The organism is Streptomyces sp. ADI96-02 (genome assembly GCF_003846185.1).
Classification (GTDB): domain Bacteria; phylum Actinomycetota; class Actinomycetes; order Streptomycetales; family Streptomycetaceae; genus Streptomyces.
Map to the genome: position 1 here is coordinate 5,700,096 of NZ_ML123034.1, position 23,407 is coordinate 5,723,502.

Genomic DNA, 23,407 nt, shown 5'->3' on the forward strand with positions numbered 1-23,407 from the left:
TAAGGACATCTTGCGCTATGGCCTTTGATTGTGCAGCATTGTGGTGGGTTCAGGGTTAACATCTGGGCTAACACGCCAGCGGACAAGGCGCCGCCGACGCGTGTAGGCCGCCCAAGGAGGCACCGAGATGAGCACCCCCGCCCCCGCCACACCCGAGGGAACGACACCGGACCCCGGCACCCAGCCGGCCACCCCGCCTGCACCCCCGGCCGCACCGACTCCGCCAGAGTCGGCCGCACCCACCACCGAACCGGTAGAGCCCGCCACCGAACCCAAGGGGAAGTCCCCGACGTTCGAAGGCGACTTCGACCCGGCCAAGTTCCAGAAGCTCGTCGAGAACCTCCGTGGTGACGTCGAAGCCGAGAAGGCCAAGCGAACCGCCGCAGAGAAGAAAGCCGCAGACGATCAGGCCGCCTTCATGAAGAAGGTCGCCGGAGCGTTCGGCATCGAGACCGACGAGCAGAAGCCGCCCACCCCTGAAGAGCTCAGCGCGCAGCTGGCTGAGGCGCAGACCCGGACCAAGGCGTCCGACGATCGCGCCCGCCAGACGCAGGTGGAGCTCGCCGTCTACAAGACGGCCGGGAAGCACGGCGGCGACCCCGACGCACTCCTCGACTCACGCTCCTTCGCCAAGGCCATCGAAAAGCTCGACCCGTTCGACGACGGGTTCGGTGAAGCGGTCGCCAAGGCGGTGAAGGCGGCAGTCGACAGCAACTCCAAGCTCGCGGCCAAGGCGCCGAAGCGGGAGCCGGAGCCCACCCCCGCAGGTGGCGCACCGATGGACGGGGCCGGGAACGGCAAGCGGCAGCTGGGTGCAGCGGACGTGGCGCGCATGACCGCCGAAGAGATCACCAAGGCCGTGCAGGAGGGAAGGCTCAACGCCTACCTCGGCAGCGGCTGATGCCTCCCTAGGAGCCTCCGTTGTCCATCAACAACTTCAAGCCCGAGATCTGGTCGGCGCAGCTGCTGACCGCCCTCCGCGCCTCCCTCGTCTACGCCCAGCCGCAGCTCGTCAACACCAACTACGAGGGCGAGATCTCCTCGCGCGGCCAGTCGCTGCACATCACCACCATCGGCGACCCGACGATCTTCGACTATGACGCGGGCGACACCCTCAACTACGAGGACGTCGAGACCGCAGGCGTGGACCTGGTCATCGACCAGGGCAAGGCGTTCGCCTTCAAGCTCGACGACGTCGACAAGGCGCAGGCCCTCGTCAACCCCATGGGGCAGATGGCGCAGAACGCCGCCTACGGCCTCCGGGACCGGGCCGACGCCTACGTCGCCTCCCTGTACACCGGGGTGGCCAGTGCGAACACCGTCGGGTCGACCGGCTCCCCGATCTCTCTGAGCACCGCCACGGACGCCTACGACAAGGTCCTCGTGCCGCTCCGCACCAAGCTCGACCGGGCCAACGTCCCCACCGAGGGCAGGTACTTCGTCGGGTCCCCGGAATTCGAGGGCGCCCTCCTCCGCGACGACCGCTTCGTCCGCGTCGACGCCTCCGGTGGCGAGCAGGGCCTCCGCAACGGCATGACCGGCCGGGCCGCCGGCTTCGACATCCTGAAGTCGAACAACACCCCCAACCCGACCGGCAACGTGCAGGTCATGCAGGCCGGCTACCCGGGTGCGATCACCTACGCCGAGCAGATCCTGGAGACCGAGGCGCTGCGCCTCCAGTCGACGATCGCCGACGCGATCCGTGGTCTCCACGTGTACGGCGCGAAGCTCCTGCGGCCCACCGGGATCGCGGTCGCCTTCGTCACTCCGTGATCCGTCGACCCATCTGACCTGGGAGTTTCCCCATGCCTCGCACCGCAGTTCCGTACACCCAGTTCGTTCCGAACGGCCACCTGACCGACGTCGCCGGAACCACGATCGATTCCACGCTCGTGACCAACGGCGTAGTCATCAACGACGTCGACCCCGAGCGCACCCTCATCCGCGTCACGAACACCGCCGGGGCTACGAAGGCCATCACCGTGAAGGCGGGCACCGGCACGCAGTCGTGGATGGCTGGGCAGGGCGATTCCGTGACGACCGCAGCGGCAACCAGCGGTGTGGAGTGGCTCGGCCCGTTCACTTCCGCCCGGTTCCAGCAGCGCGGTTCGAAGCTCTTCGTCGACTTCGCCAGCGGCACCACCGGCACGATCACGGTGTTCAAGCTCCCGAAGGCGTACTGACATGGGGCGCCGCGAGTACATCGGCACAGGTGGGCTTCGGCTCCACCTGGACGACCCGCCGACCGGGGAGATGGCCAAGCAGGTCGCCCGCGGCCACCTGGTCCCCGTCTCCGGGAGCGCCCCAGACGTCCCGGACGGCGACAAGTCGCTCGTCGTCGTGGACGGGGCTGAGGCGACCACGGCGGACCGTATCGGTACGAAGCCCCCGGTGGGCGAGAAGCCGGGCGACGACGGTACGGCGAAGGAGTGGGCGACCTACGCGGTCACCCTCGGCCTCCTCGCCGACCACGCCTACTCCCTCACGCTCACCCAGCTTCAGGAGTGGGTGACCGCCCACGAGAAGGGGCTCGGCGAGGGCACCCCGGCGCCGGTTCCGAACCTGGATCCGGAGTCGCCGGCCACACCCGCCACCGAGGTGCCGGACCGGCCTGCGGCGAACGCGAAGGTCGCCGACTGGCGGGAGTACGCCATCGCCCTGGGCATGGACCCGGACCAGGCGAAGGACGCCACCAAGTCCGACTGCCAGGACTACGCCCAGGTCGTCGAGGACTCCCGCGAGTCCGCCGTAGACCCCGAGGGCCAGGAGTAGCCGGTGCCCTACGCGACTGTCCCCGATCTCGCGGCGTGGCTGGCCCCCGAGCCGGCCCCGTCGAACGCTGTGCGCCTGTTGACGTTGGCGTCGCAGCGTGTCGACCGTGCCCTGCTCGGGGCGTGGTATGACCGCGACGACGCCGAGGTGCTGGAGGTGCTGCGGCAGGCGACGGTCCAGCAGGTGCATTGGATGCTGGAGCGCGGTGACGAGACCGAGGCCGAGTCGGATCTTCAGTCGATGTCGACGGGGCAACGGTCTTTCTCGAAGCGGGCGCTCCGGGATGGGGAGCAGCCTCAGCGGCTCGCCTCGGCCGTGGGTGACCTGCTGCGCACCTGCGGCTTGTTCCGGTTCGATCCGCTGGTGGTGGGCTGATGCCGGGCCCCATCGGACGCCAGACGGTTGTGCTCGTTGACGCACCGCTGGTCAACGGGGACTACAACACTGAGGTTCGGGACTGGGCGCACGTCACTCGTACCCCCGTGTACGGGTGCACCGTCGACTATGTGTCGTCGTCGGAGGCCCATGAGGCGCGCGACCAGACGGTCACAGCCGCCCAGTTGGATATGCCGCGCCGCGCCCCCCGGGTGTCGGAGTGGTCCCGGGTCGAGTGGGACGGCCGCACCTGGGAGGTCGACGGGGTGCCTCGTGACGTTCAGGAGGCCGGTCCGCTGTCGGGGCAGACGGTGCGGCTGCTGGAGGTGGCCGGATGAACGACATGCGCATTGACCTCGATGAGGACGCCATCGCCGGACTGGTACTGCATCCCGATGTGCAGACCGATCTTCGAGGCCGAATGAAGAAGGTCGAGGAGGTCGCGATCGCGACAGCCCCGGTCTACACGGGCGAGTTCCAGGAGTCGATCCACCTCGTCGACCACTCCGACGCGGACGGCACTTGGCACGTCGATGCGGACGCCCCGCACTCGTACTTCGTGGAGCACGGGACCCGGCAGACGGACCGCAACGGCCGTTCGATTCACCCGCCCCGCTACACGATGTCCCACGCTCTCGACGCCGCAGGAGGCGACCACTGATGAAGGAAAACTCGACGCCGGACCGACCGGAGATCGGGGAGGCCGTTCACTACCTGGACGGTGTGCTCGACGAGCAGCACTTGACCTGCCGCCGGGCCGTCGTCTGCGCCGTGCCCGAGCAGCTCCTGGCCGGGGACCACTTCGGAAGCTTGAACGGCACCGACGGCGAGTGGGCGGCCGACCTTGAGGTGACCGATCCGACCACCACGTTCCTCAACGTCTTGTGCGCTGAGGATTCGCCGAGGCGGGGCACCTGGCACCGCGCCGAGGCCCCCAGTGAGGAGGCTTCCAATGTCTGACTGCAGCACCGTGAAGATGCGCTTGACGTTCCCCCGGGGCAAGCAGCAGCCCGGCGAGATCGTCGAGGTCGCCTCCGACGAGGTCCACCGCTGGAAGGGCTTCGCCGAGCTGGTCAAGGACGACCCGAAGGCCGACGAGGTCGTCAAGACGGCAGGCGACAAGAACCCGACGACCGGCAGCGTGCCGCAGAAGGCCGCAGGCAAGTAGCCATGGTCACCCCGCTGGTCCTCCCTGACGGCAAGAAGGTCGCCATCGACCTGCTGAGCGCCGGCATGCCCGGTGTCCTTGTGACGTCGAAGCTCCCCGAGGGCAAGGCGCTGACCGCGGCGCTCCCCGTGGTCAGGGTCCTGCGGATCGGCGGCACCAGCACCATGCGCGGCTGGTCCGACCCGGCCACCACCGACCGGCCCCGGTTCTCGATCGACTGCTACGCCCCCGACGAGGGCGCGGCCATGCGCCTCGCGCTGCGGGTGTGTGCCGCGTGGGAACTGTTCCCTGGACGCTCCACGGGGGACGCCACCGTCAGCGCCATCTCGCAGGAGACCGGCCCGCAAGACCGACCAGAAGAGCCCAACACCGGCATCGCCCGTGTCGGCATGATCCTGGGGATGAGCGTCCGCCCACCCCTCCCGAACAGCTAGGAGGCCCGTCGTGGGCGACTCTGCGAACATCATCGTCGGCACAGCGGGCAAGGCGTATGCGGCCCCCGTCGGGACCACGTTCCCCACCGGACCGGAGGTCGCCTGGCCGGCTGGGTTCGCCGACATGGGGTTCATCACCCCGGACGGTCTCGAAGAGGCCCTGGCGGAGGAGCGCACCCAGCTCGACGCGTGGGGTGAGGACGCGCCCGTCGTCGACTTGGCGAAGAAGCGCACCCAGACGTTCAAGCTGGTCTTCCGGGAGACGACTGCCCAGCTGCTGTCCCTGTACTACCAGGTGCAGATGGACAACATGACCAGCATCCCGTCGGCGGTGGGGCCGCCGGCGACAAAGCAGTTCCTGTCCTTCGGGTCCGGGTCGACCCAGGACACGGTGGAGATCGCCCTGGGTCTGGATGTGATCTACGGCGGGAAGCGCCACCGCATCATGATCGCCCGCTGTGGCGTGTCCGACCGGGGCGCCCGCAAGCACAGCGCGGACGACAGCTCGAACTACGAGCTGACCTTCACCGCCCTGTCCGCACCGGGTGGAGCCCAGTCCGTCCAGCACATGATCACCGAGGTCACCCTCCCCGCCTGACCCCTGACTGGTGATCCGTCGCGCCCAATCCCTGGCGGGGGCGGCACGGCGGATCACCTGCAAAGCCCCCGCCTGCCCCCGCCTGAGTAAGGAACCCGGACCATGTCCAAGCCGAACCGCAAGGTTATCCGCCTCCAGGAGATGCGCGCCCAGATCGCGCAGAAGGCCGGGGTCAAGCACGTCGACCTCGTCTTCGAGGTCCCCGGCGACACCGAGGGCGAGGTCAACGAGCGCACCTGCTCGTTCCTCACCCAGGACTACTGGCCCCTCGCCGTTGTCAAGGCCGTCGAAGCGGAAGGCGACAGCAACAACCTCGGCGTCCTCCGGAAGATCGCGACCCCGCCCGAGGCGTTCGACCAGCTCATCGAGACCGCCCAGCTCACCGTCGGTGAACTCACCGAACTACTCAAGGACATCAGCGGGGAGGCGGGCACCGACACGGGGGAAGGCTCCGGCTCCTCCAGCTCCTCGAAGAGCACTCCGGAGCCCTCCGCGCCGACCTCATCCGCTACTACCCCGGTCGCCGCCTAGACGAGTTCTGGGCCATGTCTTGGGGCGAGGGGTCCATGAACTGGGCTGAACTCCGGGACCTGGTCGAGCACCTGCCGGAGGACTCCGCAACGAAGGCGGCAACGGCTGGGGACGTGGACGGGAGGCGGTGGACGCAGGGCACCTACTTGCAGGCCGCCCAGTACAACGCCCTCCTCCTCATGATCCGCGTCCTGTGGGCCGCCCATCTCAAGGGCGAACCACCGGACATGCCCCCGGTCGAATCCCCGGCCACCGAGGTCGACGAGCGGCAAGCCGAACTCGAAGCCGCCGGGGCTGCGTACAGCGAGGCAGTCCTCAACCAGTTTTCACCCAGCACCACCCAGACCGATCAAGCGGAGATCGACCACTGGGCCAGCAAGCTCCGCGAACTCGAAGCAGCACCGTAGGAGGGGAGGGCAGCATGGCCGAGCCGACACTTGTCGGATCGACCCGGGTATCGCTCATCCCGGACACGACCCAGTTCGGCGACCGGCTTCGCGTCGAGCTGCCCTCCGCGATCCGCCAGCCCGCCAAGCTCGCCGGGGAAGTCGCCGGCGACCAGATCCTCGACGGGATCCGCCGGAAGCTCGCCGCAGCCACCCCCACCGTGCGGGTCGGCGTCGACCTCCTGCCAACGGTCGCCGAGGCCAAGCTCACCAAGCTCACCAAGGCCCGCACGATCAAGCTCACAGCGGAAGTCGACGAGAAGGCCGCAACCACCGCCCTGGCCCGGCTCACCCGCGACCGCACGGTGAAGGTCCGGGCCGAGCTGGACGACACCGCAGCCCGCACCGGGCTGGGCAGGCTCACGGACCAGCGCACCGTCAAGGTCACCGCTCAACTCGATGACACCGCGGCGAAGACGGCTCTCAGGAAGCTGAACGCCGACCGCACCGTGAAGATCACAGCGCAGGTCGACGACACCGCGGCCAAGACGAAGCTCGCCGGGTTCGGGCAGACCACCGTCGACATCGTCGCCAAGATCAACGATGCGGCATACAAGCGGGTCGAGAAGGCCCTCGACAAGCTCACCGCCGACCGCTTCGTACAGCTCCGCGCCACCCTCGACACCCGCGTTGCCGCCAACGAACTCCGCGGCCTCACCCAACGCCAGCGGGTCCGCATCGGTGTCGACGTTGACACCCGGGTCGCCGCCGACGACATCAACAACCTCACCCGCAGGCGCACCGTCCGCGTCGCAGCCCGAGCCGACACCACCGCGGCGAACACCGCCCTCAATCATGTGGCACGCGACCGAACCGTCAACATCCGCACCCGCCTTTCCGGACTCGCCGGAATCACCTCGGCGCTCGGAAGTTTCGGTGGCAGCGGCGGCAGCGCATCCGCCCAGGCCGGGCTTCTCTCCGGCCGGATAGCGAAGATTGCTGCCGCCGCGCTCCTGGCTACACCGCAGCTGTCGGCGATGGGCTCGGCAATCGGGCAGCTCGGCCCGCTCGCCGCCGTTGCAGCACCCGGCATCCTCACCCTCGTTTCCGCGTTCGCCGCGATCAAGCTCGGCACCTCGGGGGTCGGCGACGCCATCAAGGCAGCCTTCACCCCGGCACCGGCGGAAGCGAAGGCGGCGGTGACCGCTGCGCGGCAGGTGGAGTCGGCGCAGCGGTCCCTCGCCAACGCCCACCGGGGTGTCGCCGATGCCGAACGGAACCTGTCCCAAGCTCAGCGGACCGCCCGCCAAGCGCAGCAGGAGCTGTCCGCCGCCCGACGCCAGGCCATCCGCGACCTGGAGGACATGAACCAGCGCCTCCGCCAAGGCGCCCTCGACCAGAAGCAAGCCGCGCTTGACATCGAGCAGGCCGAACTCGACCTCGCCAAGATCCGTTCCGACCCGACCGCCACCCAGCTCCAGATCCAGCAGGCAGACCTTGCCGTACAGCGGGCGCGAGCAGCAGCCGACGAGCAGGCCCGGCAGCACAAGCGCCAGCAGGTCGAAACCGCAGCAGCGAACAAGGCAGGGGTCGCCGGATCCGACGCGGTCGTGCAGGCACAGGAACGCATCCGGGCGGCAAGCGAGCAAGTCGCCGACCAGGAACGCGGCCTCGCCGACGCCCACCGAGCGGTCGCCGACGCGGCCCGTGCCGTGGCGGACGCCCAGACGAACGCTGCCACGCAGACCACGAAGCTCAACGACGCCATCAGCAAGCTGTCACCGAACGCCCGCGGCTTCGTCGGCATCCTTCAGGAGATGGCACCCGCGTGGCGGGCCATGAAACTGGACGTCCAGGACAGCCTGTTCGCCGGGCTCGGCACCCGCCTCCAGGAGGTCGGTAGCCGCATCCTGCCCACCGTCCGGGCCGGTTTCGTCGGGGCCGCCATCGAGCTCAACGCCATGGCGAAGAGCGCCCTTACCGCGGTCGACACCTTGGAGCGGACCGGGCAGCTGAAGGGCACCTTTGACGTCATCCGTGACGGGCTCGGGACCCTTGTACAGGTCCCGGGCCAGATCGTCACAGGCCTGTCCCAGCTCACCATCGCCGCCGGTCCCGCCTGGTACCGCATCACGGCCGGTGCGGGCGACGCCATGGACCGGGTCATGGGCCGGCTCGCCACCAGCCTGGAGAACGGGCGCCTCGAAGAGGCCATCAACACCGCCCTCGACGTCGCGGTCAGCTTTGGTGGGGTGCTGGCGGACCTTGGCGGCATCATCAAGAACGTCTTCGGGGCCGCCGCCGACGGGGGTGGCGACTTCTTCGCCATCATCGGATCCGCCCTGGCAGAGATCCGCCGGGTCACCGCCCTGCCTGAGGTGCAAGCCTCACTGAAGGCGATCTTCTCCGCCGTTCAGGCAGTGGCCGGCCTCCTTGCTGGGGCACTCGGCGACGCCATACAGGCAGTCCTGCCGGTCCTCGCCGCCCTGGCGCCCTCGGTGACGCAGGTTGCGAAGCTTCTCGGTCCCGCCGTCTCCGACCTGTTCGCAACACTGGGGGAGGCGCTCCTCCCTGTCGCGGAGGCCCTGGGCCCGGTGCTGATGGTGGCCGCCCAAGCGATCATCGCCCTAGTCAAGGCCGTGTCGCCACTCCTCCCAGTTCTCGGCCAGCTGATCGCCGACCTCCTGCCACTGGTCATACCGATCTTCGACACGCTGATCATCGTCTTCAACCAGTTGGCCCCGGTCATCGCCCAGATCGCCGGGATCCTCGGCCCGGTCCTCAGCCCCATCATCAAGGGCCTGTCCGCCGTCATAGCCGAGCTGGCCGGGCAGTACGCGGCGGCGTTCATGCGGGTCCTGCAGCAGCTGCTGCCGATCATCCCGATGCTCGTGCCGCCGCTCATGCAGCTCGGGAAGAGCATCGGAGACATCCTCCTCGCCCTGGCCCCGCTGCTGCCGCAGTTGGCGCTACTGGGCACCGAGTTCCTGATCCAGCTGCTGCCCGCGATTATGCCGTTGCTGCCGCCGCTGATCCAGTTCTCCATGCTGATGACCCAGTTGGCCACGGCGATCATCTTGCGGGTTGTCATCCCGGCGCTGAAGCTGTTCATCAAGTCGATGACGGATCTCCGCAAGGACATCCAGCCCGGCGTCGACGCCGTGAAGTGGCTGACCAACGCCATCGCCAAGGCCTTCCGGTGGCTGTACGACGTCCTCCTCGGACACAGCATCATCCCGGACATCGTCAACGGGGCGATCCGCTGGTTCACCAGCCTCCGCGACCGGGCTGTCGTGATCTTCAACTGGATCAAGGACAAGGTATCCGGGGCCTGGAGCAGCCTCTGGACGAACGTCAAGTCCACCGCGACTGACGCCTGGGGTTCCGTCCGCCGCGGCTTCAGCAACTTCGCCGAGAAGCTGTCCGGCGCGTTCGAGACCCTGAAGAAGGGCCTCGGGAAGATCTGGGCCGGCCTGAAGGACTTGGTGAAGGCCCCGATCAAGTTCTGGATCGACGTCGTCTACAACAAGGGCATCGTCGCCGTCTGGAACAAGACCGCCGCTAAAATCCCCGGGGTCCCCGACCTCAAGCCCATGGGCATGCCTAAGGGTTTCGCCCGCGGCGGGATCCTCCCCGGCCAGTCATCGTGGCGGCAGGGCGACGACCAGCTTGTCCCCATGCGCCGCGGCGAGGGCGTGTACGTCTCCGAGGCTATGCAGGACCCGTATGAGCGGGCTCGGCTCCACGCTGTGAACCAGGCCGCCATGCGCGGCCAGTCCCTCCGAGCCTTCCGCGGCTTCGCTGAGGGCGGCATCTTCGACGGCATTACCAGCGCCGTCGGCAGCGTCCTCTCCAAGGGCGCCGACGTCGCCCGGGGCGGACTCGCCGACCTTGCCGAATCGGCGTTCTCCCCGGTCAAGAAGGGCATCACGAAAGCCCTTGGGAAGAACAAGGGCACCTGGCCCGGCATGATCGGGCAGGCACCCATCGGGCTCATCAACAAGGCCATCGACTACATCCGCGGCAAGGACATCGTCGAGGGCACCGGCCAGTGGCTCAAGCCCGTGTCCGCTTCCTACGGCACCCCGTTCGGCAAGGCCGGGCTCATGTGGTCCAGCGGCCGGCACACAGGCCTGGACTTCCCCGCGAAGACCGGCACGCCGATCCGGGCGGTCGACTCCGGCATCGTCCGCCAGGCCATCGACTCGGGGCCCTACGGCAAGCACATCGAGATCAACCACGGCAGCGGCCTGTCCTCCCTGTACGCGCACATGTCGGCGATGCTCTCGAAGGCGTCGGACACGGTGAAGCGCGGCCAGCAGATCGGCCGCGTCGGAGCCACCGGCAACACCACCGGCCCCCACCTCCACCTCGAAGCACGCATCAACGGCAAGACCATCGACCCGATGCGGTACCTCGAAGGGGGCACCGGCGGGGACGCCGGTGCTGGCGTCGAGCGGTTCCGGGGTGTCGTCACTCAGGCCCTCGGGCAGGTCGGCCAGTCTCTGTCCCTGGTGAACACGACGCTCCGCCGGATGAACCAGGAGAGTGGCGGTAACCCCAAGGCCGTCAACCGCAACGACATCAACTGGATCAACGGCACCCCGTCCGTCGGGCTGATGCAGGTCATCCGGCCCACGTTCGACGCCTACGCCGGGAAGTACCGCGAGACCGGGCCCAAGCTCTACGGGGTGTCCGTGGACCCGATGGCAAACATCTACGCCTCCATGCGATACGCCCTCAGCCGTTACGGCTCGCTGTCGGCGGCGTACAACCGGATCGGAGGCTACGCCCAAGGCGGCATCGTCGGCGGCGGGGTTCAGATCAACACCGGGTTCCGCCGCAGCACCGGCTATGCCACCGGCGGCGTCATCCGGGTTGGCGGGAAGAATATCGACACCGGGCCCATAGCAGCCAGCGTCGGGGCGAACTTCCTGAAGGCCCTGGCCGGGACGGCGTCCGCGATCGACAAGGCCATGACCCAGGTCGCCACCGCCGTGAAGAACGCGTTCAAGGGCGTCAAGACCACTCTCGACGACAAGCTGATACGACAGCTCACCACACAGAACAAGGCACTCCAGACCCTGGCGAAGCAGCGAGGCATGATCGCCGCGAAGATCGCCCAGGCCAAGGCGTTCGCCACTGAGACGACCGCCAACGCGAGCGGCTTCGCGTCTCTGACCGGTCTGCCAAACAGTGGGCTGCCTTTCGGTGCGGACGGAATCCTCAACGGGCTCCAGGTTCGCCTCGGTCAGCTCCAGGCGTTCTCGAAGAACCTGGAGATCCTGGGCAAGCGCGGCCTGTCCAAGGACCTGATCGGGCAGATCATCCAAGCAGGCCCGGACCAGGGCGCACCCTACGCCGCAGCGTTGGTGAAGGCGACCGACGCCCAGCTCAAGAGCATCAACGCCACCCAGGTCCAGATCGGGAAGGCTGCCACCGCCTACGGGCAGTCTGCCGCTGACGTCATGTACGACGCCGGGGCCATGTCCGGCAAGGGGTTCCTGACCGGCCTGGTCGCCCAAGAAAAATCGATCATCAAGGCTCTTGCTGACCTGGCGAAGAAGATCCAGAAGACCCTGCGGGTCGAGCTGAAAATTTTCAGCCCGTCGAAGGTCGCCGACCAGTTGGGCCGGTTCTTCGGCGGCGGCTTCGAGGGCGGTATCCGGGCCAGCATCCCCGGGGCAGCCGACGCGGCGGCAGCCATGGCCCGCACCGTCCGCTCGTCTGCGGCGGCCACCATGTCACGCACCGAAACCCGCACCGTCAACAACACCAGCGGAGACCGGGTCCTCAACTACAACGCCCGCGTCACCGAGGTCGCCTCGAAGCGAAGCATCCTCGACGCCCTCGCCGCTGACGAAATGCTCCACGCCCCCGTCATGAGCGGAGCCGGCTGATGCCGATCCTCGTAGCCTCAGCCCCAGTAGAGCCGCAGCCGCCGTGGGAGTGGCCGCAACGCCTTGTCGAAATGCCCCTGGTGTCCTTCACGGACCCGGGTGGTGTGACGACGCTCCTCACCGACTGGGAGCGCGGCTGGGTAGTCCAGCATGGCGCCAAGGGCCTGGACATGCCTGGGTACGCCATGGCGACCGACGAGTCCCCCGGGATCGACGGGTACGAGGTGCGGCAGGTCCGCGCCGAAGGCAAGACGATCACCCTGCCGATCGCGTTCTGGGCCAACGACTCCCGGGCCGCATACAAAGCCCGCCGTCGGGCGTTCATCCGCTCCCTCAACCCCAAGAGAGGCCAGGGGACCCTCACCCTTACCGAGCCCGACGGGGCGCAGCGCAGCATCGGTGTCCTCTACCAGGACGGGATGGAAGGGGACGAGTCCCGCGATGCCGCCGGCGCCCGCTGGTGCATCAGCGCCCTGGTGTTCGCCGTCCCGTCCCCGTACTGGTCCGGGGGAGAGGTAACCACCACCTGGAGGACGGACCCGGGCGGGGATTTCTTCCCGTTCCTGCCGCTCGTTGTCGGCGACTCCCAGGTGCTCGGTGCGGTCACCGTCGACAACGACGGAGACGATGACGCCTTCCCCGTGTGGACCATCACCGGGCCGGCCACCACCGTCACCCTCACCAATGTGACGACCGGGCAGACCTTGGTCCTGGCCCGCACGATCACCGGCGTCGACACGATCGTCATCGACACCCGGGAACGGCAGCAGACCGCCCTGCTCAACGGGATCACCAACCTGTGGCCGGACCTCTCCGACGACTCCGCCCTGTGGCCACTGGAGACCGGCATCAACGAACTCACCCTCACCGTCGCCGGATCCACCACGGACACCTCAGTGCGGATGACGTACCAGCCCCGCTACCTGGCCGCCTGAGAGGAGGACCCCATGAGCACCGCACTTCGCGTCTACGTCCGCAACCCCGCCCTGGAACGCATCGGGCAGATCGACGACTACACCAGCCTCACCGTCATCCCCCGCTACAACGCAATCGGGTCCTTCGTCCTGGAGATCTCCGCAGACTCAGGGAAGGCGAACTTGCTGGCCGAGGGCAACGGACTGATTATCCGTACCGCTGACGGCACACTCGTCGACTCTGGGCCGATCCGTACCGTCGACTGGTCCCGATCCAAGGACGACTCCGGCGCCGGCAAGCTCACTGTCGGCGGGGTGTCCGACACCGAGCTACTGGCCCGCTACACCTGCTGGCCCGCCCCGGGCAGCGCCATCGGGTCACAGGCGGACACGGTGTACAAGATCAGCGGCGCAGTCACCGAAACCGCCATGCGCACCCTCGTCAACGTCAATGCCGGTCCTGGGGCGCTGGCGTCCCGGAGGAACCCGCTGCTCACCCTCGCAGCGAACGGCCTGCACGGTCCGACCGTCACCAGGCAGCTCAACCAGTTCGAGGGTCTCCTCGCCGTCCTCACCGAGCTGGCCAACACGGCCGGGCTCGGTTTCCGCGTCGTCCAGGTGGGCTCAGGGCTGCAGTTTCAGGTGTACGAGCCCACCGACCGCAGCGGCACCGCCCGGTTCGCTTTCCGGCGGGGGAACCTCACCGACGCCAGCTACACCACCACGCCACCCACCTGCACCCGGGCCCTCGTCGTCGCCGGCGGGCAGTCCACGCCGCGGGCCTGTAAAACCGTCGACCGGGCCGACCCCCTGTTCCCCGGGCTGGTCATCGAGCAGTTCGTCGACCTCACCTCCGTCGACACCGCGTCCGTCGACCTGGTGGCACAGATGGACCAGGCCGCCGAGGAAGCCCTCACGTCGGGGGCCGGGCAAGGCTCGCTGTCGATCAGTCCGATCGATATTCCGCAGCTCCGCTACGGGCGGGACTACCAGGTCGGCGACACCGTGTCCGCGATGGTCCGCGAATCGTGGATGACCGACGTCGTCCGCGAGGTCACCCTCACCTGCACCGCCGGTGACGGCACCACCGTGAAAGCTGCCGTCGGGTCGAGCGACGGCGACGGCACCGTGGCCCGCATCTACAAGTACCTCGCCCAGGTCAAGAAGGACGTTGGGCGCCTGAAGACAAGGAAGGCCGCCTGATGGCCGAGTTCAGCGCACCGTTCGACGGCTCTCCGATCGCCACGCAGTCCCAGTGGTCCCGCATGGCCCGCCGGTGGGGGCTCGACGGTGTTCACGCCTCCGACCCCGCTGACGCGGCACTGAAGGTCACCGGAAACGGCAGCGGCAACGTCACCCTGTCCGCCGGCGAGGCGTTCGTGAACGGGTTCTACTACAAGAACGACGCTACGAAGACCATCGCCATCACCGCGAACGGCGGAGCCGCAGCCCGAATCGACATGGTCGTTCTCCGGGCAAGCATGAGCGCGAAAACCGTCACCGCCGTGTACAAGACCGGCGGCACCAGCGCCCCGACCCTCTCCGCCGACGAGAGCGGCGAATATGAGATGCCGCTCGCTCAGTGCACGATCGCCGCCGGATCCTCCGTCGTTACTGCAGTGAATGTTGCGGACCGCCGGTGGTTTACCGACCGTGGCGCAATGCCTAGCCTCCCCGGTACGCGCAGGCCCAGCATCACAGGCCAGCTCCTAGTAGAGGGGTCCACCCTGTATGTGGGCGACGGAATCGGGTGGCAGTGGTTGGCGTCACCAGGGATTGAGGATGGGACCTACACCCCTCAGTGGTCGTCTGGTTCCGCGAACTTCCACTGGGGAACTGCGGCCACCAATATCGGCCGGTACATCGTCCGTGGTAAGCGCGTCGATCTGCTCATTCATGTTGTGGCGACAGCGAACCCCCCGGCCTACAGCGACCCAATCATGGTGTCACTGCCCCCGGGATTTCCTGCTGCAGTTGCGCACCGGTCGATTCTCAACTGGACGTACACCAGCGCCAACGAGGAGGGCGGCGGGATCGGGAGCGCCGTCATCTACCCCACATCGTCCACAACGAAAATTGCCCGTCTGCGGTACGCAATGAGTAACAGCGTGTCCAGCACAGGCGTCCCCAACGCGTTCTCCGTATACACGAACAAGCCGTGGAACATCCGTGCCGGAGACATTCTGACCATCGACGGCTCCTACTGGCTGGCCTGACCCCGAGTAAAGGAATTCATCATGCGGCACCTCTTCGGGGGCACCACCTCTGATTACGCCATGCAGCAGGTCGGAAACCAACTGCTGCTACGCCCTGCGGTCAACGGCACCGTGTGGGACGCGGTCGTTGGCGGCGTTCAACTCACCGATCTGACCGACACCAGCGGCGTGCCGATTACGAGCGTCGTCTCAGCCTCCGACGGGTCCGTCACGTTCTACGGCCCGGAGGAAGTCACCGCCTGTTACGTCGATTTCGGATTCGGACGCCGATACACGATGATCGCCTCCGACATCGCAAGCACCGTCTCGGCGAAACTCAGCGGACTCGTCGCCGCCGCCGGCGACGACGCGACAGCCAAGGCGAACGCGGCGCAGGATGCCGCCATTGCGAGCGCCGCAGTCTCCGCCGCAGCCTTGTATCTACCCAACGCCATCACGACAGTGGATTCCCTCATCGGCGCAGCAACCCCGGTCGCTCCGAGATTTTTTGCTCACCGCGGGGGAGGAATGGTCCGCCCTGAACACACCCTCATCGGATACCGAAACTCGGCCGCCATGGGCTTCCCCCTGGAGGTGTCCGTCAACGTCGACGCCAGCGGCGAGCTGTGGTGCATACACGACGTCACTCTGGACCGCACCACGAACCGCACCGGCGCCCTCAATACGTACACGACGGAGGAGGTCGGGCAGCAGGTTCTGACGAACAGTCGGCCGATGCTCGGAGCGGGATGGGCTGAGCAGCGACTGGTACCGCTCCGGCAAGTTCTGGACGAATTCCTGGGTAAGGTGCCGATTCTGCTGGAGCCCAAGGGCAACGATTCTGTAGTGCCGACTCAGCAGATGCTGGACGCCTCATATCCGCACGCGCCGAGGTCGGTGATCTGGAAAGCTCACATCGGAACGGCCAGCCTGCCGTGGGCGAAGAGCCGCGGGTATCGCACCTGGGTCTACCTGGATGCCGGGACCTCTGATGCGGCGATTGACGCCAAGGACCAGTACATCGACTACTACGGGGTCCAGACCACGTTCACGGACCTGCGCGTGCAGCAGATCGTCGCCCGCGGGAAGCCCGTCTTCTGCTGGCCCGTCTACCGGCGTTCCCAGGTTGCTCGTGTGACCGGGCTCGGCGTGGTCGGCATCATGGCCTCTGACCCGCGGTACGTGTCGACGTCGGCCCCGCAGCGCACTGCGTCCCGGTGGGATCTGCAGATCAAGGAGTCGGGGGGGACGCCGACGATCGACTACGACAACACGTATGCCCTGGCGTTCGCCCCGGCCCCGGACGTTGGCTGGGTGAGCATCGCCGCAGTTCCGAACCAGTCGTTCGGGCTGGGGACGTACTGCCCGATCAGTCCTGGTGCGGGCGGGTACCGGATCTCGTTCGACATGAAGTTCAAGGTGCTGCCCGCGAGCACGCTGCACGGCGGCATCTACTTCGGGAAGCAAAGCGACGACGCCTACCGGTTCGGGACGGCGAACGCCACGGGCGGGTACCACCTGGTGCTGCGGGCGAATGGGCAGATGCAGCTGAACAAGCACGCGGCCGGCTCGACGACGGGTACGCAGATCGGGTCGACGATCGCAACGTCTGTGCCGGTCGCGGACGCGGCGATGAGTTTCCAGGTGGATGTGACGCCGACGACGGTGGAAGTTCGGCGGACGGATGGGTCGGGGTGGACGACGGGTCCGGTGGCCGATACGGCTTTCCGGGGCGGCTACTTTGGGCTGTCCAACGGGTCGGTCACTGATGTGGCGACCCGCCCGTACTGGCGGAATCTGGTGGTGACCCAGCTGTGATCCCAGGTGCTGTCGTGGGGATGGTTCCGGCGTTCGCTGGGCTGCGGGCGGACGTGACGGCCGCCCGGGGTTCGGAGACGGCTGGGGTGCCGGGCGGGGGAGTGGTGGTGGGCTGGGTGCTGGTCACGGACGAGCAGGCGATAGGCGGAGCCCGGGTCGATCCTCTCGCGGCGGGTCGGGCGTGGACACCGGACCAGTTCCGGCAGGAGCACGGGCAGCGCCTCGGCGTGCTGGTGGGCGAGGAGGATCCCGAGGCCGGTCACAGGTGGTCCCGCCAGTTCAGGCCGGGCGGGAGTGTCGCAGGGTCTCCGTCCGATCGGGGCACGTCCGGAGTCTCGTACTGCACGACGGTGAGCGTCATGCCGTCGCCGGTGCGGTCCACGCCGGTGACCTTGCCTGCTGCGAGGACTCTGCCGGTGTTCGGGTCCGTGAAGGCGACGAGTCGGCCGACGAGTGGGTCAGGGTCGGGTTCGGCACGCCAGGTGCAGTCGCACACCTCGCCGTTGATCAGGAGCCGCTGGCAGTCCGGCTTGGGGCAGCTGATGGCCGACTGGATGGGGTCGCCCAGGCGGAAGCTCACGGGGCCTCCTCGTGGTGATGGAGCCTGGCGATGACGAGGTTTGATCCCCAGGCTGTGAGCTCGTCGTACTCGCCGGTGCAGCCCTTCAAGAGGCACACCTTGTCGGGGCGGAGGCGAGGCTTGTGCGGTGCTTCGGCGAGACCAAGTTCGCGCTCCAGGTGGGCGATGCGCTCATAGTCGGGCTTCACGGTCACGGGGTCTCCTCCGTCGCTGCTGTCGGTGGTTCGCCACGGTACTCGGCGAGGGCTTCGCGGACTCGGTCTTCGCTCCAGTCGCTGGAGTCCCACCACTCGACGGCTTTCCACACGGCGGTGAGGCGCTGCATGCGCGTGGCGGCCCGGACCTCCCACTGGCGCAGCAGGAGGAGGAGCTCCTCCGTCTCACGGGCTGCATCCTGGGCGTAGCCAAGCCCCGCAAGGCGAGCCGCCATCTGTTCGAGGTCGTACCTGTGCGAGTTGATGTCCTCAAGATCAGACGAGTGGCACAGGTAGTTGTAGCTGCCGCCGCTCATGTTCCCTCCGGGTCGATGAGGTCGGCGGCGGTAGCCACGCCTCGGCAGAAGTCGCACCCTGCGGAGCAGTGCGCTTTGACGGGTGCGTTGCCGACGCCGAAGTGGGCTCGCTGCTTGTTGGCGAGGTACCGGGCGTGCTGTTCGAGGACAGTTTTGGCCGCGTGCTCGGCCTGTTCCGGCGCATGACGGACGGAGAAGAGCCCCACGAGAATCGGGTGGGGGTCGGGCGCGGAGGTGCCGCTCACGGTCGTTCCCTCGCTTCGTCTTCGATGCCGAGTGAGCCTCGGAGCCGGTGGAGGCGTTCCTGGGGCCAGCAAGTGAACCGGCCTTGCCGCACCGCGTCGGCAACCTTCGGGTCCGCCGACGTGTACGCCCGCGACAGCATCCGCAGCCACTGAACCTCCACCCACCGCACATCCGAGTGGTAGCAGCGCGGCCCGGATCCGCGAGAGGTAGCTGGCGGGCAGCCGATCTCGACTGGTCCGCCGGAGACTTCCTCGATGACGAGGTCGCATCCGGGGTGGAGGGTGCTTCCGGTCTTGATGGTGTCGGCGGCGTCTCCGCCTGCCCTGTGCTCGGTGCTCAGGATTGCCGGGTCGTGGGACACGCAGAGGACGTAGAAGTTGCTGCTCATGGGTTCCTTCCTGTGCTGAGCCATGCCGCTTTCTGAAGGGTCAGCCGCCCGTCGGCCAGCCGCTCCCACCAGTACTGCTTGCCGAACAGCCACACGGTGCGCAGGTTGTCAGTCGTCATCGGCTGCCGCCATGGCTCGCATGCGGGTCTGCACGAAGTCGAGGAGCCCCATCACCCGGTGGTGGGGGATCGCGCCGCCTCCGCTGGGGAGGAGGGTGCCGACCTGGGTGATGCCGTCGCCGTCCTCGTCGTACCGCTGGGACGCGGCGATGACCACCCACTCGGTCAGGACACCCTGGTAGCCCTCCAGGCGGCAGACTTCCTCAACCGCTGTTTCGAGCCGCTGGTAGGCGGCCTTCTCCCGGTCGTCAGCCATCGTCGGCCCCCTTGCTGCTGGTGATGCCCGCGAGCCCGAGCGCGTCGGTATCGGCGAGCATCTCGTTGGTGCGGATGAGCTTGGCCAGCTCGGGCCAGTGGGGGAGACGCCTGTACCCCCTGCCCAGCTCGACGCGCTGGCGGCGGATCCCCCGGAGCTGTTCCGGTCGGGTCACGTGGCGAACCTTCGGGTCGCGTGGGCACCGCTGGTTGTCCCGGCACCACGCTTCGAAGTCCCGAACCATCGCGGCGATGACGTGCACCGGGCGCAGGTCTGGGTCCATCTGGTCCGCGAGGCGGCGCAGCAGGGCGGAGTCGTCCGGGCTCTCTTCCTTGCTCCTGGTGCGGCAGGTCGCGGCGAAGTGGCGGGCGTACTCCATTGCGGCAGGGCGGAAGCCGTTGCCTTGCTGGGCGACGGCGCGGGCCAGGAACTCCTCGAAGGTGGTGGGCACGCGCCCGGTCGACTCATGCATCGTCGGTCTCCTCGTCGTCGAGTCCGTAGCCTTCGGCGAGGGCGAGGATCGTGGGACAGTTCCCGCGCCCTTCGGTGTCCGTGCCGCCGTATTCGTCTGCGGTGACGTGGCAGGTGATGCACCCGAAGTCGGCTCCCTTAGCCCTATAGATGGGGCTGACGACTTCGGATGTGTACGGGTGCGCTTCGAGGATCTTGCGGTGGGCGGCACACCACCGGTCCTCCACGGATCCGATCTCGGCGGCGGCCTGCGCCTTGTCGAGTAGGCCGTTGATCCAGTCATGGAGGCCGGGCGTAACGTCGAACGTCACCTTCCCGTAGTCGAAGTCGGGGTCGTCGTCCGAGAGGCGCCGGAGGTCGGCCAGGCGCATCTTCCTAGGACTCATGGGGCGCCTCCTTGCGGAGCACGGCCAGTACCGCTGTGGCTACGTGCCCGCCCATGTCGCTGGGGAGATCCTGGTTCAGCACGGTGCGCACGGCCAGGGCGACGCGGGCGTGTACGGGGTCCCCGTCCTCGTCGAGGGCGGCGTCGATGATGTCGGCTACGGGGTCCCATGTGCGGGTGGTGGCCCGGATGAAAGCGGAGGCGTCACGTACCCGCCGGATGGTGGCCTCGGCCTCCTCGGCGCGGACCACGGCCTGGGCGCGCTCGAACTCGGGCAGGTTCGCCGTCGTGGGGGCGGCTACGTCCACGTGGATGCGTGCCGTGGCGACCACGGGCGGCTGCTGGCGTGCGGTGCTTCCGATGGCGCACTCCGGGTGCGGGTGAACCTCCTCGCCCTGCTCCTCGTAGCAGAAACCGTAGTCGAGCAGGCGGGGTTCCTTACGCTGGAGCGCGGCTAGGAACTTCCGTGCGGTCTCCCGTTCCGGACCCGGCGCGCCTGTGGTGAACAGGTCGCTGGCGAGGACAGCGACGCGGTGCAGCATCGGTGCTCCCTGGCCGAGCATGTCGTCGGCGGCATCCGGCGCGGGGCAGTCGATGCGGGCGCAGGTGACGCCACCGCCCTCACCGAGGAACAGGCTGGCGGCACCACACGCCGGGCAACGACCCAGCGAGAACTTTTGCCCCATCTCGGCGGCTAGCTCGCTTTGGGTCCAGCCGCGTCGGGCTCGCAGCATCCGCACGTTGGCAGAGACTCGCTCACCGGCAGTTATGGGATCAGGCACAGGTGCCTCCTCGGCAAGGGGATTGGCAAGGGTGGCGGCGGGCTCGCCCCTTGCCAGAAGGAGCCCGCCGCTGGGTGAACCGGTGAAGCGGCGACCCGGGGCCAGCATAACCCCTGAACCTTGGAATCGTAGGCATATGCGAATCGAAAGCCTATGATTCAAAGGTCAACGGTCATGCTGACGCCTGACGCTACGCAGGAGACCCACATGAAGCTCGTCACCAGAGCCCAACTCGGCTGGCCCGCCTCCGCCGCGCCGTCGCAGTCCACCGCCCGAGGCGTGAAGGTCCACTACGAGGGGACACCGGTCAGCACCAAGCTGCTCACCGACCACAACGCGTGCATCACCGAGTGGAAGAACATCCGCAAGTCCCACCTCGCGAACAAGACCGAGGGCTACAGCGACGTTGCCTACAACTACGCCGCCTGCCCCCACGGCTACCTCCTCGAAGGACGCGGGCTCCGCAAGCGCACCGGAGCGAACGGCAACCAGGCACTCAACCAAACCCACTACGCGATAGTCGGGCTCGTCGGCAGCAGCGGCCTCACGGAGCCGCCGGCCCCGATGCTCTCCGCGATCCGCGACGGCATCGACCTCCTCCGCGACAACGGAGCGGGCAACGAGATCAAGGGACACCGCGACGGGTACGCCACCGCCTGCCCCGGCGGCCCCCTCTACGCCTGGGTGAAGAAGGGCGCACCCCGCCCGAACGGCGACGACGAGCCCAGCACCAAGCCCCCCGCCGGCACGCCGAAGTACGAGACGTACCCCGGGGCCAGCTTCTTCCTCAACGGCAGCCGGCCCGCCCTCGGCAAGAAGTCCCCCATCTTCACCGCCATGGGCAAACGCCTCGTCGCCGTCGGCTGCGGCCGGTACACCGACGGCCCCGGCCCCAAGCTCGGCCAGGCCGACGTGAACTCCTACGAAGCCTGGCAGCGCAAGTGCGGCTACACCGGGGCCGCCGCCAAGTGGCCGCCCGGCAAGACCACCTGGGACAAGCTTCAGGTGCCGAAGTGATCCTCAACCTAACGCCGCACCCCATCCGCCTGTACGCGGACGAACGCGAAGACGGCAGCGACGACCTCAAGCCGTTCTTCCGGCTCGCCATCGAACCGGAGGAGACGCCCGCACGCCTCGCCACGATCGAGCTCAGCCGCAGCATCACCTTCGAGCGAGTCGAGTTTGGGAACGTCCAGAACCTCCCGCCCCAGCGAGACGGCTACCAGTACATCGTGTCCCTCGTCGTCGCCCTCGCCCTCGCAGGCCGACGCAATGACCTGCTCGTCCCCTACCGCGAGGTCCGCAACGCCTCCGGGACCGTCATCGGCTGCCGCGCACTCGCGCAGCCCATCTGAGAAACGAGACCACCATGAAGCTCTTCGGCCGCGAACCCGCCCTGATCATCGCCACCCTCTCCGCCGCCCTGTCCCTCCTCGTCTCCTTCCAGTTCGGACTCGACGCCGAACAGGCCGCTGCGATCGTCGCCGTCATCAGCGCCGTGTTCGCCGCGGCGACCGCAGCCATAACGCGCCCCATCGCCCCGTCCGCGTTCACCGGACTCGTCGCCGCCGGAGTCGCCCTCCTCGCCGCCTACGGGCTCAGCGTCTCCGCCGAAACCGTCGGCGCCCTCAACGCCGTCGCCCTCGCCGTCCTCGGCCTCATGACCCGCGGCCAGGTAACCCCCGCCAAGTCGACGACCCCTGCGGCCGGCTGATGCGACAGGCGGCCTGGTGGCTCCGACAACGGCTGGGCCGCCGCGGGCAATGGCTCCTCCTCTGGGCCCTTGCCTGGATCTTCTGGGGGTACGGCGTCGTAGCCGCCCCTCTCCCCGATGAGCGGCCATTCCGACTGCTCCTCCAGTTCGCCCCCCTCCACTGCCGGGCCTGGGTCTGGATCAGCGCCGGAGTCATCTGCGCCGGGTGCTCCTTCCTGCGCCCGCCGTGGGACTGGCCAGGCTTCATCGTCGCCCTGCTGCCCCCACTCGGCTGGGCCATGTCGTACTTCGTAGCGGGTGCTGTCGGCGACTACCAGCGCGGCCTCTACGCCGGCCTGCTCTGGCTAACGATCGTCGCCGCTGTCCTCCAGTCATCGAGGACGCGAGAGCATTCCGTGCCGCACAGCAGAAAGAGCGGTGCCAGATGAGTGGGAACGCGATTTTCGCGGGGACGCTGTTCACCGGCCTCATGACGGTGGTCTGCGCGATCATCGCCGCACGAGCGGCCCGCCACGCGGCGGCCGATACCCGCGAAGCGAACCGCCTGTCAGCAGAACCCAACCAGAGAACAGCGGACCTGGAGGCATTCCGCGAGATCCGATCGGGGCTGGAAACCCGCCTTGCCAAGGTGGAAGACAGCGACCGGTCAATGCGGTCGCTCGTCCGGGACTTCGCGCGCTACGTCAGCGAGCTGACCGCGCTCATGCGGTTGCAGGACATCGAACCTCCGGCCCCGCCGGAGCGGGTCGACGACTACTACCGGACAGGAGTCTGACCATGCCGTTCCCCCAGGGCGTACCTTCCGTCCCCGTCCGCTACAGCATCACGTCCCCAGCCGACGGCGGGCCCGGCGAGGGCACCCTC

General features: G+C 68.0%; 32 protein-coding genes. 22 read left to right on the forward strand and 10 right to left on the reverse strand.

Features of this window, described 5'->3' with window-relative positions; translation table 11 throughout:
• Nucleotides 1–127 precede the first annotated feature (127 nt).
• The 18 genes from EES43_RS24950 (at nucleotide 128) to EES43_RS25035 (ending at nucleotide 17,091) form a co-directional block, all read left to right on the forward strand.
• Nucleotides 128–901: a hypothetical protein gene (locus tag EES43_RS24950; RefSeq protein ID WP_124270810.1), complete on the forward strand. Its 774-nt coding sequence runs from the start codon at nucleotides 128–130 to the stop codon at nucleotides 899–901.
• A 20-nt stretch (nucleotides 902–921) separates the two neighbouring features.
• On the forward strand, nucleotides 922–1,773 hold the full coding sequence (locus EES43_RS24955; protein WP_124270811.1) for a phage major capsid protein: 852 nt from the start codon (nucleotides 922–924) through the stop codon (nucleotides 1,771–1,773).
• 32 nt (nucleotides 1,774–1,805) lie between these two features.
• Nucleotides 1,806–2,183 (forward strand): hypothetical protein, encoded by a 378-nt coding sequence (locus tag EES43_RS24960; RefSeq protein ID WP_124270812.1) that lies wholly within the window; start codon nucleotides 1,806–1,808, stop codon nucleotides 2,181–2,183.
• Between the two features lies 1 nt (nucleotide 2,184).
• On the forward strand, nucleotides 2,185–2,772 hold the full coding sequence (locus tag EES43_RS24965) for a hypothetical protein (RefSeq protein WP_124270813.1): 588 nt from the start codon (nucleotides 2,185–2,187) through the stop codon (nucleotides 2,770–2,772).
• 3 nt (nucleotides 2,773–2,775) lie between these two features.
• Nucleotides 2,776–3,147: a hypothetical protein gene (locus EES43_RS24970; RefSeq protein WP_124270814.1), complete on the forward strand. Its 372-nt coding sequence runs from the start codon at nucleotides 2,776–2,778 to the stop codon at nucleotides 3,145–3,147.
• Nucleotides 3,147–3,485 (forward strand): hypothetical protein, encoded by a 339-nt coding sequence (locus EES43_RS24975; protein ID WP_124270815.1) that lies wholly within the window; start codon nucleotides 3,147–3,149, stop codon nucleotides 3,483–3,485. The genes EES43_RS24970 and EES43_RS24975 overlap by 1 nt, the downstream gene beginning before the upstream one ends.
• Complete coding sequence (locus EES43_RS24980; protein WP_124270816.1) at nucleotides 3,482–3,808, forward strand: HK97 gp10 family phage protein; 327 nt, start codon at nucleotides 3,482–3,484, stop codon at nucleotides 3,806–3,808. The genes EES43_RS24975 and EES43_RS24980 overlap by 4 nt, the downstream gene beginning before the upstream one ends.
• The gene (locus EES43_RS24985; protein WP_124270817.1) at nucleotides 3,808–4,107 is read left to right on the forward strand and encodes a hypothetical protein; all 300 of its coding nucleotides are present in this window, start codon (nucleotides 3,808–3,810) and stop codon (nucleotides 4,105–4,107) included. Before EES43_RS24980 ends, EES43_RS24985 begins: the two co-directional genes overlap by 1 nt.
• Nucleotides 4,100–4,315 (forward strand): hypothetical protein, encoded by a 216-nt coding sequence (locus EES43_RS24990; protein WP_124270818.1) that lies wholly within the window; start codon nucleotides 4,100–4,102, stop codon nucleotides 4,313–4,315. The genes EES43_RS24985 and EES43_RS24990 overlap by 8 nt, the downstream gene beginning before the upstream one ends.
• Before the next feature lie 2 nt (nucleotides 4,316–4,317).
• Entirely contained in the window at nucleotides 4,318–4,749 is a 432-nt protein-coding gene (locus tag EES43_RS24995; RefSeq protein ID WP_124270819.1) for a hypothetical protein, read from the forward strand.
• A 10-nt stretch (nucleotides 4,750–4,759) separates the two neighbouring features.
• On the forward strand, nucleotides 4,760–5,347 hold the full coding sequence (locus EES43_RS25000) for a phage tail tube protein (RefSeq protein WP_124270820.1): 588 nt from the start codon (nucleotides 4,760–4,762) through the stop codon (nucleotides 5,345–5,347).
• 102 nt (nucleotides 5,348–5,449) lie between these two features.
• Nucleotides 5,450–5,878, forward strand: a complete 429-nt coding sequence (locus EES43_RS25005; protein ID WP_124270821.1) for a hypothetical protein — start codon at nucleotides 5,450–5,452, stop codon at nucleotides 5,876–5,878.
• 35 nt (nucleotides 5,879–5,913) lie between these two features.
• Nucleotides 5,914–6,285 (forward strand): hypothetical protein, encoded by a 372-nt coding sequence (locus EES43_RS25010; RefSeq protein WP_241192528.1) that lies wholly within the window; start codon nucleotides 5,914–5,916, stop codon nucleotides 6,283–6,285.
• A gap of 14 nt (nucleotides 6,286–6,299) precedes the next feature.
• The gene (locus EES43_RS25015) at nucleotides 6,300–12,164 is read left to right on the forward strand and encodes a peptidoglycan DD-metalloendopeptidase family protein (protein WP_124270823.1); all 5,865 of its coding nucleotides are present in this window, start codon (nucleotides 6,300–6,302) and stop codon (nucleotides 12,162–12,164) included.
• 71 nt (nucleotides 12,165–12,235) lie between these two features.
• Nucleotides 12,236–13,099 (forward strand): phage distal tail protein, encoded by an 864-nt coding sequence (locus tag EES43_RS25020; protein ID WP_124270824.1) that lies wholly within the window; start codon nucleotides 12,236–12,238, stop codon nucleotides 13,097–13,099.
• 12 nt (nucleotides 13,100–13,111) lie between these two features.
• Entirely contained in the window at nucleotides 13,112–14,281 is a 1,170-nt protein-coding gene (locus EES43_RS25025; protein WP_124270825.1) for a siphovirus ReqiPepy6 Gp37-like family protein, read from the forward strand.
• Nucleotides 14,281–15,294: a hypothetical protein gene (locus EES43_RS25030; RefSeq protein WP_124270826.1), complete on the forward strand. Its 1,014-nt coding sequence runs from the start codon at nucleotides 14,281–14,283 to the stop codon at nucleotides 15,292–15,294. The genes EES43_RS25025 and EES43_RS25030 overlap by 1 nt, the downstream gene beginning before the upstream one ends.
• A 21-nt stretch (nucleotides 15,295–15,315) precedes the next feature.
• The gene (locus EES43_RS25035) at nucleotides 15,316–17,091 is read left to right on the forward strand and encodes a glycerophosphodiester phosphodiesterase (protein ID WP_124270827.1); all 1,776 of its coding nucleotides are present in this window, start codon (nucleotides 15,316–15,318) and stop codon (nucleotides 17,089–17,091) included.
• 259 nt (nucleotides 17,092–17,350) lie between these two features.
• Here EES43_RS25035 and EES43_RS30795 read toward each other — a convergent pair whose 3' ends face one another.
• From EES43_RS30795 to EES43_RS30800, 10 genes are read right to left on the reverse strand one after another with little or no spacing between them, the layout of a single operon-like run.
• Nucleotides 17,351–17,671 (reverse strand): hypothetical protein, encoded by a 321-nt coding sequence (locus EES43_RS30795; RefSeq protein WP_164493256.1) that lies wholly within the window; start codon nucleotides 17,669–17,671, stop codon nucleotides 17,351–17,353.
• Nucleotides 17,668–17,859: a hypothetical protein gene (locus EES43_RS25045; RefSeq protein WP_124270828.1), complete on the reverse strand. Its 192-nt coding sequence runs from the start codon at nucleotides 17,857–17,859 to the stop codon at nucleotides 17,668–17,670. The genes EES43_RS30795 and EES43_RS25045 overlap by 4 nt, the downstream gene beginning before the upstream one ends.
• 2 nt (nucleotides 17,860–17,861) lie before the next feature.
• Nucleotides 17,862–18,182 carry a hypothetical protein gene (locus EES43_RS25050; RefSeq protein WP_124270829.1) on the reverse strand — a complete coding sequence of 107 codons (321 nt, stop codon included), beginning with the start codon at nucleotides 18,180–18,182 and terminating at the stop codon, nucleotides 17,862–17,864.
• Complete coding sequence (locus tag EES43_RS25055) at nucleotides 18,179–18,427, reverse strand: hypothetical protein (protein ID WP_124270830.1); 249 nt, start codon at nucleotides 18,425–18,427, stop codon at nucleotides 18,179–18,181. The genes EES43_RS25050 and EES43_RS25055 overlap by 4 nt, the downstream gene beginning before the upstream one ends.
• Nucleotides 18,424–18,816 carry a hypothetical protein gene (locus EES43_RS25060; protein ID WP_124270831.1) on the reverse strand — a complete coding sequence of 131 codons (393 nt, stop codon included), beginning with the start codon at nucleotides 18,814–18,816 and terminating at the stop codon, nucleotides 18,424–18,426. The genes EES43_RS25055 and EES43_RS25060 overlap by 4 nt, the downstream gene beginning before the upstream one ends.
• A complete protein-coding gene (locus EES43_RS31775; protein WP_277426079.1) occupies nucleotides 18,813–18,935 on the reverse strand; it encodes a hypothetical protein in 123 nt (40 codons plus the stop codon). The genes EES43_RS25060 and EES43_RS31775 overlap by 4 nt, the downstream gene beginning before the upstream one ends.
• Nucleotides 18,925–19,191, reverse strand: a complete 267-nt coding sequence (locus tag EES43_RS25065; RefSeq protein WP_124270832.1) for a hypothetical protein — start codon at nucleotides 19,189–19,191, stop codon at nucleotides 18,925–18,927. The genes EES43_RS31775 and EES43_RS25065 overlap by 11 nt, the downstream gene beginning before the upstream one ends.
• A complete protein-coding gene (locus EES43_RS25070; protein ID WP_124270833.1) occupies nucleotides 19,184–19,663 on the reverse strand; it encodes a hypothetical protein in 480 nt (159 codons plus the stop codon). Before EES43_RS25070 ends, EES43_RS25065 begins: the two co-directional genes overlap by 8 nt.
• On the reverse strand, nucleotides 19,656–20,048 hold the full coding sequence (locus EES43_RS25075) for a hypothetical protein (RefSeq protein WP_124270834.1): 393 nt from the start codon (nucleotides 20,046–20,048) through the stop codon (nucleotides 19,656–19,658). The genes EES43_RS25070 and EES43_RS25075 overlap by 8 nt, the downstream gene beginning before the upstream one ends.
• Nucleotides 20,038–20,589, reverse strand: a complete 552-nt coding sequence (locus tag EES43_RS30800) for a hypothetical protein (RefSeq protein WP_164493258.1) — start codon at nucleotides 20,587–20,589, stop codon at nucleotides 20,038–20,040. Before EES43_RS30800 ends, EES43_RS25075 begins: the two co-directional genes overlap by 11 nt.
• A 447-nt stretch (nucleotides 20,590–21,036) precedes the next feature.
• On the opposite strand from EES43_RS30800, the gene EES43_RS25085 reads away from it, so the two are divergent.
• From EES43_RS25085 to EES43_RS25105, 4 genes are all read left to right on the forward strand, one after another.
• Nucleotides 21,037–21,846, forward strand: a complete 810-nt coding sequence (locus EES43_RS25085; protein ID WP_124270835.1) for a peptidoglycan-binding protein — start codon at nucleotides 21,037–21,039, stop codon at nucleotides 21,844–21,846.
• A complete protein-coding gene (locus tag EES43_RS25090) occupies nucleotides 21,843–22,184 on the forward strand; it encodes a hypothetical protein (protein WP_124270836.1) in 342 nt (113 codons plus the stop codon). Before EES43_RS25085 ends, EES43_RS25090 begins: the two co-directional genes overlap by 4 nt.
• 14 nt (nucleotides 22,185–22,198) lie before the next feature.
• Nucleotides 22,199–22,543 carry a hypothetical protein gene (locus EES43_RS25095; protein ID WP_124270837.1) on the forward strand — a complete coding sequence of 115 codons (345 nt, stop codon included), beginning with the start codon at nucleotides 22,199–22,201 and terminating at the stop codon, nucleotides 22,541–22,543.
• 424 nt (nucleotides 22,544–22,967) lie between these two features.
• Complete coding sequence (locus EES43_RS25105; protein WP_124270839.1) at nucleotides 22,968–23,318, forward strand: hypothetical protein; 351 nt, start codon at nucleotides 22,968–22,970, stop codon at nucleotides 23,316–23,318.
• The last annotated feature ends 89 nt before the right edge of the window (nucleotides 23,319–23,407 follow it).